The sequence below is a fragment of the Paenibacillus sp. 22594 genome (assembly GCF_052044425.1).
Taxonomy (GTDB): Bacteria; Bacillota; Bacilli; order Paenibacillales; family Paenibacillaceae; genus Paenibacillus_AQ.
Window position 1 is genome coordinate 170,915 of sequence record NZ_JBQENA010000008.1, and the last position, 14,867, is coordinate 185,781.

Sequence of the window (14,867 nt, forward strand, 5' to 3'; positions counted from 1 at the left end):
ATAGGAGGGCGAATAAGCTGTGACAAGCGCAAACAGCGATTACAGGAATAAGGATATATTGCTTGGGGTAATGGGTGATCCCATCGTCCAGTCCAAATCCCCGGTTATGCACGCAGCGGCGCTGAAGGCGCTCGGTATTTCCGGGGCATACGTGCCGCTGCATATTGTACCCGGCCAGCTGGGGGAAGCCATTCAGGCCATCCGTACCCTTGGTTTCCGTGGAGTGAACGTGACAATTCCGCATAAGGTTACGGTAATGGAGTATATGGACAGGCTAGATGATAGCGCGCTGGCTGTCGGCGCGGTCAATACGGTGGTCAACGACGATGGTGTACTGACCGGCTATAATACGGACGGCATCGGATATGTCCGCTCGCTGAAGGCGGAGGCAGCGCCGGAATTGTCAGGCACCCGCATCCTGGTCATAGGTGCCGGAGGAGCGGCAAGAGGTATCATTGCTGCGCTGCTGAAGGATCATCCGCTCGAAGTGATTATTGCCAACCGGACAGAGGATAAGGCGAAGCAGCTTGCTGCGGCATTTCAGTCAAAAGGTACGGTCTCTGGTATTGGAATGCATGAAATTCCGGCCCATATTACCGGGATGGATATTGTGATCAATACCACCTCTGTCGGCATGTATCCCCACATGGATGCCACGCCGCTTGATCCTGCTTTGCTTCGGGAAGGGATGATCGTTAGTGATTTGATCTATAATCCGTTGCATACCAGGCTCCTCACGGAAGGACAGAAGCGGGGCTGCAGGATTCATGGCGGCCTTGGCATGTTCGTCTATCAGGGAGCCTATGCACTGGAGTACTGGACCGGACGAAGTGCACCGATAGATATCATGCGTCAGACGATTATGGATTGTCTCAGGCTCTCCTGATATGCAACCTACATGACTTCGCCTGCTGGTACACTCTTTTCTCGCGCTTCGGCTTATTAGTTCGTTATAGTTAGGGTAATAATATTTGTTAATTAAGGAGCTTGTTCATTTATGTTAACTGGAAAACAAAAACGCTATCTCCGTTCGCTGGCGCATCATCTGGATGCGGTATTTCAAGTCGGCAAGGGCGGTGTCAACGATCATCTGATCCGCCATATCGAAGAGGCTATTGAGAAGCGCGAACTGATGAAGATCAGCGTGCTGAACAACAACGCGGATGATCCGAAGGAAATTGGTGCTGCACTTGCTGAACAGTCGGGTTCCGAACTGGTGCAGGTTATCGGCAAGACCATCATTCTGTACAAGGAATCCCGCGACAACAAAACCATCGAACTGCCCCGTTAATACGGCTTCCGCAGCTTGCGGGGGAGTGCAGTTTACCCTGATAATAAGAGGAGGTAGACCTCTTGAGAGTTGGAATTATGGGAGGGACCTTTGATCCTCTTCATATCGGCCATATGATGGCAGCGGAGACGGCGAGGGAGTCCTATGCGCTGGAAGAGGTATGGTTCATGCCGTCGCATATCCCGCCGCATAAGCATGAGGCAGGAGCATCCGGTGAGGAACGGCTGGCCATGGTTGAAGACGCAGTCAGGGATCATTCCGCGTTTGGCATTCTGGACCTGGAAATCGCCAGAGGCGGCGTCTCCTATACCTTCGAAACCATCACGATTTTGCAGGAGAAATACCCGCAGCATGAATTTTTTTTCATTGTCGGAGCTGATATGGTCCAGTATTTGCCGAAATGGCACGGGATTGAAGAGCTGGTTCGGCGTCTGACCTTTATCGGAGTAGGACGGCCGGGCACTCCACTGGATCTTGCAGCGCTGCCCGGCTTCATTGCCGAGAAGGTACTGCTGGCGGACATGCCGCTAGTAGATATCTCTTCCACGATGCTAAGAGCCAGAGCCGCCGAAGGCAAGTCTATTCGTTATATGGTGCCTGATGCTGTATACGATTATGTTCAAAGGAGTGGATTGTATGGCATTCAGCCGAGAAGCGCTGATTGAAGCGGTCTCCGCCCAGATGCCCGACAAACGCTGGAAGCACACCCTGGGCGTGATGGAGACGTCCGTGAAGCTGGCAGAGCGCTATGGCGGGGATCCGGTGCGGGCGGAAACAGCGGCGATCCTGCATGATGTGGCCAAGTATTGGCCGGTGGAACGAATGAAAGTGATCATTGAGCAGAACGGGCTGTCCGCCGAGCTGTTGAGCTATGACAAGCAGCTGTGGCATGCCGAAGTTGGAGCTTTTGTTGCCGAGCATGAGTATGAAATCACCGATCCCGAGGTGCTGGATGCGATCCGTTTCCACACTTCCGGACGTGAGAACATGGGCCTGTTGGAGAAAATCGTCTGTCTGGCTGATTACATCGAGCCGGGAAGGGATTTTCCGGGAGTGGAAGACATCCGCAAGCTGTCCAAGGTAAGCCTGGAGGAAGGACTGATAGCAGGGTTCGACTCTACAATCAGTTTGCTGCTTCAGAAACGCCGCATTGTGTTCCCGCTAACCATGCTGGCCCGCAATGACTTAGTTAGAATAATGGAGGATAAAATATGAGTGTAGAATCAAGCAAGCTTTTGCAATTGGCCCTAAAGGCCGCCGAGGATAAAAAAGCAATGAACGTGGTCGCGCTTGACTTGCGCAGTGTATCACCTATCAGTGATTATTTCGTCATCTGTCACGGGAATTCCGATACACAGGTTCAAGCCATTGCCACTGAGGTGCGCAAGGTTGTTCATGAAGCCGGTGGGGTCATCCGCGGCATTGAGGGCATGGATTCAGCCCGTTGGGTGCTGATGGATCTGGGTGATGTAATCGTGCATGTATTCCATCGCGACGAGCGCGAATATTACAACATCGAGCGTCTGTGGTCTGACGCCAAGGTTGTGGAGACCGTATGAGTCTGATTGCCGGAACTACGGTTACCCTGGAAGTCTTGCGTGAGGTATCCCCTTACGGTTACTTTCTGGGCGCTGGTGACCAGGATGTGATGCTGCATTATACTGAGCTTGTTGGCAGTAAGCCGAAGAATGGCGACAAGGTTGAGGTGTTCATCTTCTTCGATACAGAGGACCGTCTGGCGGCTACAATGAAGAAGCCGTTCCTGACCTTGGGTGAAATGGCTCTGCTGGAAGTGGCGGATATTCACCCCCGTCTGGGCTGTTTCCTGGAGATGGGACTCGGACGGCAGCTGCTGTTGCCGATCCGCGAGCTGCCAGAGCTGATTGAGCTGCGCCCGCAGGTGGGGGACAAGGTTTTTGTGCTTATGGAGCATGACAAGCAGGGACGTCTGCGCGCCAAACTCGCCGGAGAGCAGGAGCTTGCGCCGCTGTCGCTGCCTGCACCAGAGTCCTGGATGGGGCAGACCGTTAAGGCAAGAGTATACAAGCCGCTCCAGATGGGTACTTTTGTACTTGTTGACGGTGGCGTGTTGGGCTTCGGGATTATCGGCATGGTGCATACCTCAGAGCGTAACCGCTTGCTGCGGCTTGGCGAGGAATTCGAGGCACGGGTCTCCCATATCCGTGAAGACGGCCGTGTGAACCTGTCTATGAGCCAGCGTAAGGAAGTGGGCCGGGATGTCGATTCCGCAGCGCTGCTAGACTTCCTGAACGAACGGCCTGGCGGAGCGATGCCTTATTCAGATGCCACACCTCCCGACATCATCAAGCAGCGGTTTGGCATCAGCAAATCGGCATTCAAGCGTGCGCTTGGCAAGCTGATGAAGGAAGGGCTGGTTACCCAGAAGGAGAACTGGACCTATCTAGCCCGGAGTGAAGAGGCTGGAGCAGACCAGAGTCAAGCCAAGGATAATCAAGAGCCTGAACAATAATAATCCGGAAACGGAACAATAGTTATACAGTTTCATTCACAGAAAGTCGGTGTAAGCCAGTGTCTTCCTATGGGAAATTTGCTTATGTGTACGATGAGCTGATGGCGGATATGCCCTATCCGGATTGGCTGGCCTTTGCGGAGACGGCCTGGAGCAAATACGGCAAGCCGTTGACGGTGGCAGAGCTGGGATGCGGAACCGGAAGCATTACGATCCCGCTTGCCGCTGCAGGTTACCACATGACAGGAATTGATCTGTCTTCGGATATGCTGTCTGTAGCCCAGATGAAGATGGAGCGCCATCCTCAGGGACGCCGCTTCCTGCGTGAGGGCAGTATCCGCTGGGTACGGCAGAATATGAAGGAGTGGGAGCTGCCGGAGCTTGTCGATTCGGTTATTTCCTTTTGCGATTGTCTGAACTATGTGCTGGAGGAACAGGATGTCCGGTCCGTATTTGAACAGACCTTTGCCGGCCTTAAGCCGGGAGGAAGCTTCCTGTTCGATGTGCATCATCCCAATACACTTATCCGCTACGAAGAGGAGCAGCCGTTTGTGCTGGATGAGCCTACGGTATCTTATATCTGGACTTGTGAACTGGATGTGCCGCGCCGTGAAATTGAGCATCATCTGTCTATCTTCGCCCGTGAAGAGGGAGGAAGCGGCCTTTACCGCCGTTTTGAAGAGACTCACATTCAGCGGGCTTATGATCCCGAGTGGATGACCGAGGAGCTGCGGAAGGCCGGCTTCAGTGAAGTGAAGGTCTATGCCGATTTTGAATGGGTGGAGGCCGACGACAGTGCCGGACGGCTCTTTTATGTAGCTGTGAAATAAACACTAAGTCTTATGAGGTCCTTACCTGTATCAGGGAAGGGCCTTTTTGTAGTCCCTGCAGCTGGCTTGTACCGATGGATTGGATGGATTTTTTGAAAATAAAAACCGGCTCTGTATACAATACAGGGCCGGCATCTTTCAATCTTTTTAGCGGTGCTCGAACAGATCAATGGCTCCCAGCACGATGTGGGCTAGGCCAAATCCAAGAATACCTGTAGCGGCCATCCTATACCTGCTGCCAAGAAAAGCTGCGCTTGAAGCGGTGACTACAGTTCCGAGAACGGTGGGAATCATACCTTCACGCATTCGAAACACTCCCTCTTTAGCTGGATTGAAAGACCTGGTTAGTATGGGGTGAGGGAGGGGGGTTTATACTGTGGAGATGCTTGCCATCTCCTTCTCCAATTCCTTACAGCCAGGCAGCCTAGGTCCCGGAAGTTAACGGATTACTCTGCAAATGTTGGGGTGAGCCTGGTAGTTGCATCTTCCACCTCATGTACATTGTAGAGCACACGGGCCATCAGATCCTGGCTATAGTTGCCGAAGTGCTTGCCGTAAATCGTCAATCCGCGTTTGTTGACCGGTTTGTCGGTGACGGCAATACGGAAGGTCAGCTCGCTTTTGTAATCCAGCTTGATATCATCCAGTGTAATATCCGAGATACGGCAACCGTCGATAAAGCTTCCTTCATTGTTGATGCGGATAAGCTTCAGCATTCCGTACTGGTTAAGGTGAGGAGGCCACCAGTCTGGATTGAAGGTACCGCGGGCATCGCCGAAATCGCCGGGACTCGTCCAATAGCCGATTTCAATACCATTTACATAAAAGTATAAATCCGAGGGATAATTATCATTGAACCCAGGTGCCTCCGAACCAATCTCCATGGAGAACTGTATTTCGCGGAAGGTCTGGTTCGCTTTCAGATAATTCGGAATCCGGTATTCAAGAAATCCTTCTGCCATCCAGATAATCTCGGATTCAATCCGCTGGGGATCGGCGAAATAGCGCGGTTCGTCAAAGTCTCCAATGATACTGTCTTTCGTGGCAAGCCCGCAGGTAGGGACCGCCTGATAATTGCTGTAATGCCCAACCTGGATTTCGACCTCGTACAAATTGTCGGTCTCCTTGCTTCGCAAATCTACCATTAGTTTGTCTTTATTCAAATAGCACACCTTTTGGATACCATGCTTGCCGACAGAAGTATTGATCTCAATCAGCCCACTATCCTCAAGCTTCTTGATATGCATCGTGATGGCACCATTGCTGAGATTCAGCTTCTTGGCGATTTCATTGAGGTTAAGGGCTTGATTCGTAGCAAGCAGCTCCAGAATCTGAATCCGGATCTCGGAGCTGAGAGCCTTGAAGATATCAATCCCGCTCATTAGATCTTTAATATAAATCATGATTACTGTACCTTCTTCCGCAGACGTCATTATCAAAACTGTTTTATAAAATTATAAACTAATTGAGCTGAAAAGGGAAGTATTCTCCAGTTATTTGTATATTTATTTAAAAATTAAGTTTGTATCAAACTAATTTGCACCTTGTATTCATATTTAATTAAAGATAAATTCATGAAAACAGGTGTTGAATGCGAATTTATTTCACTAAAAAGCTATATTTTTCATTTTATTTTGAATACATGTGAATAGGTTTAGATAAATTTGTTTACAAGGTACCTCTTGTATGTTATTTTATAACTGTAAGCGAATACATTCAAATGTTTTTTAATTATTTAATGAAGATGTGAAAGAAGAAGCGGTTGCCAGCCACATCCAAAGGGCACAACCTGCGAAGAGGGAAGAGTTAATTGTTTGCAAAAACATTTTTGTAGATGATTCACTAAAATTATTTCATTAGGAGGAGAAAGTGTGAAGAAAAAATGGGGGCTTTCAGTATTAATGCTTGTTCTAATGTTATCAACAGTATTGGCGGGGTGCGGAAAAGATAATTCAAAGACAATTACGTTCTGGACGCCGCTAACTGGTGACGACGGTGCCTATATGGATCAACTTGTAAAGGATTACAATGCCACCAATCCTGAGATTAAAGTGAAACATGTAATCACCTCCGATATGTACACCAAGCTGTCCACTGTACTTAACTCCGGCAAAGGTGTTCCGGACTTAACCATTATTCATGCGGACCGTGTTCCCGGCTATGTCAAGCAGGGTGTACTTGAGCCTATGACAGCCGTAACCGCTGCACAGCCTGAGATCAAACAGGAGAATTATCTGCCGCAAGCATGGTCGACAGGCACAATTGACGGTACTCAATATACAGTTCCTCTTGATATCCACAGTAACGTGATGTACTACAACAAGGATTTGCTTAAGAAATATGGTGCGGAGTCGTTCCTTGATGATAATGTGGTAACCATTGATGAAATGCTCTCCCTGAAAGGAAAGCTGGCTGAAGGCGACTACGTTGTTAACGATGCACTGTTGGGCTGGGTTATTCTGGCACAAATTCAGAACCTGGGTGGAGATATTCAGGAGAACGGCAAACCAGCCGTCAACACACCGGTAATGAAGCAGGCCTTCGAAGATGTGAAAAAAATCAACGATGCGGGACTGATGACACCTTTTGGTGAAGACGGATACCTGATGTTCCAATCAGGCAACGTATTGTTCTCCACAGACGGTACCTGGAGTTCTACTGCACATGCAAAGGTAGAAGGCTTGAATTTTGGAGTAACGAATGTATATTCGCCAACACCAGATAAGTTCACCAACAGATCGTCCTCCCACTTGTTCAGTATGATGAAGAATAAAGACAGATCCGAGGAAAAAGTAGCAGGCATCGGTAAATTCCTGGAGTTCATCCGCGAAAATTCAATCGAGTGGGCTAAAGCAGGACAGATCGTAGCCAGTAAGCAAGTCAATGAAAGTCCTGAATTCAAAAATTATATTCAATCATTCTTCACTTCCAGTGAAAAAGAAATTCAATCCCTGTATATCTACACCTATGAATATTATCCGTACATTGCTGAAGCTGTAGATACGTACTGCGGGGACATTGTACGCGGTAATGTAGACATCGATGAAACCCTACAGACCATGCAGAAATTTGTTGAAGACAAAATCGCCGAAGGAACCAGCGGAGCAGCAAAATAACAGAATAGCGGAAATGATAGCATGAAGCAATGGGCCGTAATCTGGAACATTGCTTCATGTCAAAGGAGAAATGAATGCCTATGAAAAAGAAACTGAATCTCGCGCCTGCCTTCTTTGTCGGTCCACATGTTATCCTATTTGTTGTTTTTATTTTGCTGCCGACATTCTACGGGATTTATGCTTCGTTCACCAAATGGAATTTGATGAACGAGCCGGTCTGGGTGGGGTTGGATAACTATAGAACTATTCTTTTTGACAGCAAATCAACCTTCCATACGCAATTTAACAACGGCCTTAAGAACACGTTTATATTTGTCCTGCTGAGTGTTCCGCTATTAATCATTATTCCGCTGCTCGTTGCGGTGGCGCTTGAACACAAAAAAGTCAAAGGGAAAAGCCTGATCCAATCGATTATTTACGTTCCAGGCTTAATCTCCATATCTGCAGGGGCGCTGATCTGGCTGCTGCTCTTCAACAAGCAACTGGGGATGGCCGGCAATGTCTTTGGTTCGAATGTTTCCTGGCCGGCGCACCAGCCTTATGCCTGGATCCTCGTTATTATCATCACGATCTGGGGTGGGGTCGGCGGCAACATGATTATATACCGTGCCTCTATCAGCGGTGTGTCGCAGGATTTGTATGAATCGGCAGAGATGGACGGAGCCGGAACGATAAGACGATTTACGAGTATTACGCTACCTTCTATCCGTTTCCCGCTGATTTACACCTTTGTTATGACAACTGCCGGGGCTTTCAACGTATTCGGGCAGCCTTTGATGATGACTGACGGAGGACCGCGCCAAAGTACACATGTACTCATGATGTACATCCGCCAACTGGCATTCGGCAATGGGGAGTCCATTGCGGGTATGGCTTCAGCTATGGCTGTATTGCTTGGATTGGTTATCCTGGCCATCTCGGCTCTGCAATATTATGTAATGAACCGGAATGCGGCTTAATTTACGATATGGCAAGGAACCCAAAGTGGAATTTAAAAAGGCAGGTGTACCCGTATGTCCAATCAGATGACGCAGCAATACGATAAACGTCCCCGCGTCAAAGAACAGGCAGTGAAAGGAAAAGCCTCGGGGATCAGCATCTCGAAATATGTATCTTACTTGTTTTTGATCGTGCTTTGTATTATTTGGATCATTCCGGTTATTTTTGGTATCACGACTTCCTTCCGGTCACAGTCTGAGGTAGTTTCTTCCGGATTCAGATTGTTCCCTAAAAAATGGATTCTTGAAAACTATACCGCAATTCTGGAGAATACCTCAACCGCTCCTATACTGCGTTGGCTGATGAACTCGTTATTCATTGCAACGATGCATACTCTTTTTGTGGTTGTAGTTATTTCCATTACCGGTTATGGCTACTCGCGGATGAAATTTAAAGGCAGAGATACACTCTTTTTCACCTTGCTAGGTATCTCGTTTTTCCCTGGTGTGGTCAATCTGATCCCTTCCTACAAAATTATTGACGCGTTAGGCTGGGTCAACACCTCGTGGGCGATGATTATCCCGGGACTGGCAGGCATGGGTAATATCTTTCTGGTCAGACAGTTTATGAACGGAATTCCGAAAGACCTTGATGAATCCGCTCACGTGGACGGGGCAGGCCATTTCCGGATCTATTTCTCGATTATTATGCCTCTTGTCAAACCCGTATTGATCGTATGTGCCTTGTTCTCCTTCACCGGATCATGGAATGACTTTTTGTGGCCTGTAATCGTGTTTACGGATGTGGATAAAATGCCGGTTACTGCAGGGCTGTTATTGCTTCAGGACATTTATGGGAATTACCGGATGATCGGGCAGCTGATGGGTTCAGCGGTCTTGGCGATTATTCCAACCTTGCTGTTGTTCATGTTCGCACAAAAATACTTTGTCCAATCGATCAATCTGAATTCAGGTATCAAGGGTTAATTAAATAGAGACCGGGTAAGGAGAGAGAAACAATGACTGTGAAGATGAGAATTCTATCAGATCTGCCCAAAAGTACAATCAATAAAAATATCTATGGGCATTTTGCCGAACATCTCGGCAGATGTATCTATGAAGGGATTTGGGTGGGTGAAGATTCTCCCATTCCCAATACGGATGGTATCCGCAATGATGTCATAGCTGCGCTGCGCAAGCTGGATATTCCCGTGCTTCGCTGGCCGGGCGGCTGCTTCGCCGATGAATATCACTGGAAGGACGGCATCGGCCTTCCCGAAACGCGCAAGCGGATGATCAACACCCACTGGGGCGGCGTAGTCGAGAACAACCATTTTGGCACGCATGAATTCTTCCGGCTCTGCGAGCTGCTGGAATGTGAACCGTATATTTGCGGCAATGTCGGTAGCGGCACTGTTCAGGAGATGTCCGAATGGGTGGAGTATATGACCTTTGACGGCGAATCTCCCATGGCAGGACTGCGGGCCGAGAATGGGCGGGAACAACCATGGGCACTGAAATATTTTGGCGTCGGGAATGAGAACTGGGGCTGCGGAGGCAATATGCGTCCGGAATATTATGCCGACCTGTATCGCCAATACCAGACATATGCACGTAATTATGGTGACAACAAGCTCTACAAAATCGCCGGAGGCGCTAACGTGGACGACTATAACTGGACGGAAGTGCTGATGCGCGAAGCCGGACGGTTTATGGATGGTCTGAGCCTGCATTCTTACACGATTCCGGGAAGCTGGGAAGAGAAGCGTTATGCACTCGGCTTCGATCAAGGCGAATGGTTCGAAACGATGAAGAAATCCCTCCATATGGACGAGCTGATTACCCGGCATTCAGCGATCATGGACAAATATGATCCGGAGCAGCGGGTAGGATTGATTATAGATGAATGGGGAACCTGGTTCCTCAGTGAACCGGGAACGAATCCGGGGTTCTTGTATCAGCAGAATACACTGCGTGACGGACTTGTGGCCGGGATTCACCTGAATATTTTCCAGAATCACAGCAAACGGGTGCAAATGGCGAATATTGCACAAATGGTCAACGTATTGCAGGCGCTTATCTTAACCGAAGGCGATAAAATGCTGCTTACGCCTACTTATCACGTCTTTGAGATGTATAAGGTGCATCAGGATAACGAACTGCTTGAGGTGGCTTTTGAGAGTCCGGTGTACAGCATGGGCGGAGAGTCTCTGCCTCAGGTAAGCGTGTCTGCTTCCCGGGATGCTGCCGGCAAGATTTACATTTCTCTCTGCAACATCAGCCATGCGGACAGTGCCAGCCTAAGCATTGAGATGATCGGCACTTCGGCAGGAAGCGTATCGGGTCAGATTCTGACCCATTCTGACCTGAATGCCCACAATACCTTCGAAGCACCGGAAACTGTGGGTACAGCTCCTTTCACGGGGGCTGCGCTGAAGGACAGAGTGCTGGACTGCCAGCTGCCTCCGGCCTCGGTTGTTGTCCTTACCCTGGAGTAAAAGAACTATATAAAGGAGAAACATTATGAGCAGGAATAGAGAATACAGCAATCCGCTTGTGGAGCAGCGTGCGGATCCCTGGGTCTATAAGCATACGGATGGTTATTATTACTTCACGGCTTCGGTGCCGGAATACGACCGGATTGAAGTACGGCGGGCCAAAACCATTGAAGGGCTCCGAGATGCCGTACCTGCTGTTGCCTGGCGCAAATATGAGACCGGGCCGCTCAGTGCCAACATCTGGGCTCCCGAAATCCATTATATTCAAGGCAAGTGGTACATTTACTTCGCGGCTGCCCGGACAACGGAGACCAAGGAAGGGCTGTTCGATCACCGTATGTACGCGCTGGAGAACGAATCCGCGAATCCGCTGGAGGGACACTGGGTGGAGAAGGGCCAGGTGAAGACAGCCTGGGAGTCGTTCGCTCTGGACGCAACAACCTTCCAGCACAAGGGAGTGCTCTACTATGTATGGGCACAGAAGGATCCGGACATTCCGGGGAATTCCAACCTGTACATTTCAGAGATGGAGAATCCGTGGACACTGAAAGGCCCGCAGACCATGATAGCCAAACCGGAGCATCACTGGGAAATTATCGGATTCAGTGTCAATGAAGGCGCAGCGGTGCTGAAACGGGGCGGCAAAATTTTCATGAGCTTCTCAGCCAGCGCCACGGACCATAATTATTGTATGGGATTGCTGACAGCTGACGAGGATAGTGATCTGCTGGATGCCGCTTCCTGGAACAAACACCCTGAGCCTGTATTCCAAACCAGTGAAGAGAACGGACAGTATGGTCCGGGTCACAACAGCTTTACGGTTAACGAAAATGGGGAAGATGTGCTGATCTACCATGCGCGCAATTACAAGAAGATCACCGGAGACCCGCTCTATGATCCGAACCGTCATACCCGCGCCCAGGTGCTGGAGTGGAATGAAGACGGCACGCCGAATTTCGGAGTGCCGGTGAAGGATGGCGGGAAGTAAGGAAGCAGATGTAGGTATCATAACATTGGTATATAAATAGCCATTAGGCAAGTAACAAAAGTGTCCTGACAGCCCTAATTAGGGTTGAGGGGCACTTTTTGCTGTTAAAAGAAAATAAGGGCATTAAGCTAACTGACAGTTTATTTGAAAGTACATTCCGGTGAACCGTATCCTAAGTAGGGGCAAGGTTTATAGAGGGAATCTGGCTGGCAGAAGACGTATTTACATCATGCCTAACATGACTTGGGATTCTCAGGAAATTTCAAAATATGTTCTATGCCAAACTAACATATTTTTATAAATGCTTAAATTCAAGATAATCAAGACTATTGATTTTAAAATTCAGACACGTGGTTGTAATATTCGGAAAAACTTTTATTTTAACCTATATATCTTTAATAATACAGATTGTTGGAAAATCTATTAATAATTATAATAGTAGCAAATATAGTTATAGCCAGGAAGGGAAGCTTATTATGATTCCATTAGACGACGTAGACAAATGCTACCCATTAATAAATGAGCGAGCACAACGTTTTTTGAGCGAGCAAGAACTGAAGCAATATCGCTCCCTCCCACAAAACGAGGTTGAACACCAGCTTAAACTGTTGCTGGAAAGTCCGATTGCCCACTTTACCGTTGTAAATGAAGTCTACTTCAGAGCGCGTTGGGCAGAGGTTTTTGAAGCGCTGCAGTTGGGAGATGACCTGACATTATTGGAGGTGGCTTCCGGCGATGCAGATATGGTTCCCCAGGTCATGGCACGAACCCATCCAAACAGTACATACATAACGGCCAATATGAATAAAAGCCTCACCACCAGTTTGCTGCAGAAAACGCTGGGCCTTCCCCTGCACATGAAAGTCATAGAGGAAGATGCAGCTTATCTCGAAAAACATCTGCCTTCCGGGTCAGTGGATCTTATCGTTTTTCAGCATGCGGTCAATGATATCATCCAGGCGATTTTGTGCGGACAGGCTGGAATCGACACCATCCATACGGATTGGATGGAAACTTTGCCGGCCATGATCAAACTTCTTCAGCAGGAGGTTGCCTCAGGTACACTCGAAGTTCATGCCATGCAGCCTTTTATCACCTTGATCCACACTTTATTGAAATCTCTGCGGACAGATGGCATTATCGCTATGAATCATTATATGTTCCAATTGGACCTTGACTGGGGCTACCCGGTAGATTTGTTTGAGAATATCATCCCCCTGACCAGACGCTGGTTGAACGGGATTCAGGGCTGCGAAGAGATTTTTATTCCCGGTTTTGACCGGCAATGGTGGATCTTTTTGCAAAAAAGATAAGGATGCTCCACAATTGCGGTGAACCGTATCATAAGTAGGGGCAAGTTCATATTTTTTCTTATTAAAATATCTTGTACTGAATGCTTTCCAAGCAGAATTGCATTGGAAAGCATCTTTGTGTTTTCTGGAACATGCATCTGTACTCTACGGAACGTTTATTGTGAAATTCACGCGAAAACAATACGCTAGTAGTGAGGTGAATAGAATGGATAGTACAAAGGTGGGGGGCTTGATTCAAAGCCTTCGTAAAGAAAAGAATATGACCCAAAACGATCTGGCCCTTCTCTTGAATATTAGTGATAAAACGATTTCTAAATGGGAACGTGGATTAGGATGTCCGGATGTTTCGCTTTTAAGCGACTTATCCAGAATATTGGGTGTCAACATTGAAAAGATTTTATCTGGGGAACTGCAATCGAATAAACGGGACAGTGGGAGTATGAAGCAAGTCAAATTTTATTCATGCAAGAACTGCGGCAATGTCATAACAAGTACAGGGGCAATCAATATTTCCTGTTGCGGCAGAATTTTAGAAACGCTCCAAATAATGAAGGGAAGTGAAGATCATGCAATAACTGTTAACGATATAGAGGACGATTTTTTCGTTATGCTGGAACATGAGATGAGTAGAGAGCACTACATTTCTTTTGTAGCGTACGTTTCATACGACAAGTTTATGTTAATCAAAATGTACCCGGAACAAAATGCGGAACTGCGTTTCCCTAAGATGTACGGTGGATCACTCTATGTAAATTGCACTCAACATGGATTATTTAAGCACGACAAGATTGGACAAAGGGGGGGGCGTCAAAAGTGAAAAAAGCATTACTGGTCATTGATATGCAAGCAATGCCTTTTGTATGGAAAAGTTACGGGGGGAAGCCTCTCTATCAGGAAGAAAGACTGATTGCAAATACAAGGCTTCTGATTGAAAAAGCTAGAGAAACTGGGTCCCCGATATTCCATATTATGTACACGGAGGCGACAGGGCTACGATCGGTCGGCCAACCGTTATGGCAAATTATCGACCCCATTGCTCCTGGTCTACATGATTCTCTTGTTATCAAGTATCATGCAGACTCCTTTCATGAAACCAATCTTAACACGTTGCTAAGAATTTATGCGATCGAAGGCTTGGTGATATGCGGTATTCAAACTGAGTATTGCGTGGATGCGACTGTGAAAAGTGCATATTTGCACGGCTATAAAATAGAACTGGCAAGTGATTGTCATAGTACCTACGATTCCGATGAATTGACTGCCAAACAGATTGTGCTTCATCATAATAACACACTGAAAGAGTTCGCTTCGCTCGTTCTATCGAATCAGATTCAGTATTTAGAGAGTGGGCCTTAAAACTTGTCGTTACAGACAGCGCGTTTACAGCATGCTGATTATGGGA

General features: G+C 47.8%; 17 protein-coding genes. 15 read left to right on the forward strand and 2 right to left on the reverse strand.

The genetic code is table 11. The features are described from left to right. Positions 1 to 19 precede the first annotated feature (19 nt). The 7 genes from aroE to ACTJKB_RS23665 all read left to right on the forward strand — a co-directional run bounded on the left by aroE (position 20) and on the right by ACTJKB_RS23665 (position 4,612). Positions 20 to 886 (forward strand): shikimate dehydrogenase, encoded by an 867-nt coding sequence (aroE, locus tag ACTJKB_RS23635; RefSeq protein ID WP_440836803.1) that lies wholly within the window; start codon positions 20 to 22, stop codon positions 884 to 886. Between the two features lie 111 nt (positions 887 to 997). Continuing rightward, entirely contained in the window at positions 998 to 1,291 is a 294-nt protein-coding gene (gene yhbY, locus ACTJKB_RS23640; RefSeq protein WP_019912522.1) for a ribosome assembly RNA-binding protein YhbY, read from the forward strand. 62 nt (positions 1,292 to 1,353) lie between these two features. Further along, positions 1,354 to 1,956, forward strand: a complete 603-nt coding sequence (locus tag ACTJKB_RS23645; protein WP_440836804.1) for a nicotinate-nucleotide adenylyltransferase — start codon at positions 1,354 to 1,356, stop codon at positions 1,954 to 1,956. Then, the gene (yqeK, locus tag ACTJKB_RS23650) at positions 1,928 to 2,506 is read left to right on the forward strand and encodes a bis(5'-nucleosyl)-tetraphosphatase (symmetrical) YqeK (protein WP_440836805.1); all 579 of its coding nucleotides are present in this window, start codon (positions 1,928 to 1,930) and stop codon (positions 2,504 to 2,506) included. The genes ACTJKB_RS23645 and yqeK overlap by 29 nt, the downstream gene beginning before the upstream one ends. Then, positions 2,503 to 2,850, forward strand: a complete 348-nt coding sequence (gene rsfS / locus ACTJKB_RS23655) for a ribosome silencing factor (RefSeq protein WP_440836806.1) — start codon at positions 2,503 to 2,505, stop codon at positions 2,848 to 2,850. Before yqeK ends, rsfS begins: the two co-directional genes overlap by 4 nt. Continuing rightward, complete coding sequence (locus tag ACTJKB_RS23660; protein ID WP_440836807.1) at positions 2,847 to 3,782, forward strand: CvfB family protein; 936 nt, start codon at positions 2,847 to 2,849, stop codon at positions 3,780 to 3,782. The genes rsfS and ACTJKB_RS23660 overlap by 4 nt, the downstream gene beginning before the upstream one ends. Positions 3,783 to 3,841: 59 nt before the next feature. After that, positions 3,842 to 4,612 carry a class I SAM-dependent DNA methyltransferase gene (locus ACTJKB_RS23665; RefSeq protein ID WP_440836808.1) on the forward strand — a complete coding sequence of 257 codons (771 nt, stop codon included), beginning with the start codon at positions 3,842 to 3,844 and terminating at the stop codon, positions 4,610 to 4,612. Positions 4,613 to 4,759: 147 nt separating this feature from the next. Here ACTJKB_RS23665 and ACTJKB_RS23670 read toward each other — a convergent pair whose 3' ends face one another. Together ACTJKB_RS23670 and ACTJKB_RS23675 are read right to left on the reverse strand one after the other, a co-directional pair. Then, the gene (locus tag ACTJKB_RS23670) at positions 4,760 to 4,918 is read right to left on the reverse strand and encodes an asparagine synthase (protein WP_440836809.1); all 159 of its coding nucleotides are present in this window, start codon (positions 4,916 to 4,918) and stop codon (positions 4,760 to 4,762) included. A gap of 140 nt (positions 4,919 to 5,058) precedes the next feature. After that, on the reverse strand, positions 5,059 to 6,015 hold the full coding sequence (locus ACTJKB_RS23675) for an ArsR/SmtB family transcription factor (RefSeq protein WP_440836810.1): 957 nt from the start codon (positions 6,013 to 6,015) through the stop codon (positions 5,059 to 5,061). Between the two features lie 468 nt (positions 6,016 to 6,483). Between ACTJKB_RS23675 and ACTJKB_RS23680 the strand changes: the two genes are divergently transcribed. From ACTJKB_RS23680 to ACTJKB_RS23715, 8 genes are all read left to right on the forward strand, one after another. After that, complete coding sequence (locus ACTJKB_RS23680; RefSeq protein ID WP_440836811.1) at positions 6,484 to 7,728, forward strand: extracellular solute-binding protein; 1,245 nt, start codon at positions 6,484 to 6,486, stop codon at positions 7,726 to 7,728. Between the two features lie 80 nt (positions 7,729 to 7,808). Beyond that, entirely contained in the window at positions 7,809 to 8,687 is an 879-nt protein-coding gene (locus tag ACTJKB_RS23685; RefSeq protein WP_074085960.1) for a carbohydrate ABC transporter permease, read from the forward strand. A gap of 54 nt (positions 8,688 to 8,741) precedes the next feature. After that, positions 8,742 to 9,653: a carbohydrate ABC transporter permease gene (locus ACTJKB_RS23690; protein WP_074111794.1), complete on the forward strand. Its 912-nt coding sequence runs from the start codon at positions 8,742 to 8,744 to the stop codon at positions 9,651 to 9,653. A 32-nt stretch (positions 9,654 to 9,685) separates the two neighbouring features. Continuing rightward, a complete protein-coding gene (locus ACTJKB_RS23695) occupies positions 9,686 to 11,164 on the forward strand; it encodes an alpha-N-arabinofuranosidase (RefSeq protein WP_440836812.1) in 1,479 nt (492 codons plus the stop codon). 25 nt (positions 11,165 to 11,189) lie between these two features. Continuing rightward, a complete protein-coding gene (locus ACTJKB_RS23700; RefSeq protein WP_440836813.1) occupies positions 11,190 to 12,152 on the forward strand; it encodes a glycoside hydrolase family 43 protein in 963 nt (320 codons plus the stop codon). A gap of 329 nt (positions 12,153 to 12,481) precedes the next feature. After that, entirely contained in the window at positions 12,482 to 13,465 is a 984-nt protein-coding gene (locus ACTJKB_RS23705; protein WP_440836814.1) for a hypothetical protein, read from the forward strand. Positions 13,466 to 13,670: 205 nt separating this feature from the next. Next, on the forward strand, positions 13,671 to 14,282 hold the full coding sequence (locus ACTJKB_RS23710) for a helix-turn-helix domain-containing protein (protein ID WP_440836815.1): 612 nt from the start codon (positions 13,671 to 13,673) through the stop codon (positions 14,280 to 14,282). After that, positions 14,279 to 14,821 (forward strand): isochorismatase family protein, encoded by a 543-nt coding sequence (locus ACTJKB_RS23715; protein ID WP_440836816.1) that lies wholly within the window; start codon positions 14,279 to 14,281, stop codon positions 14,819 to 14,821. Before ACTJKB_RS23710 ends, ACTJKB_RS23715 begins: the two co-directional genes overlap by 4 nt. Positions 14,822 to 14,867: the final 46 nt, after the last annotated feature.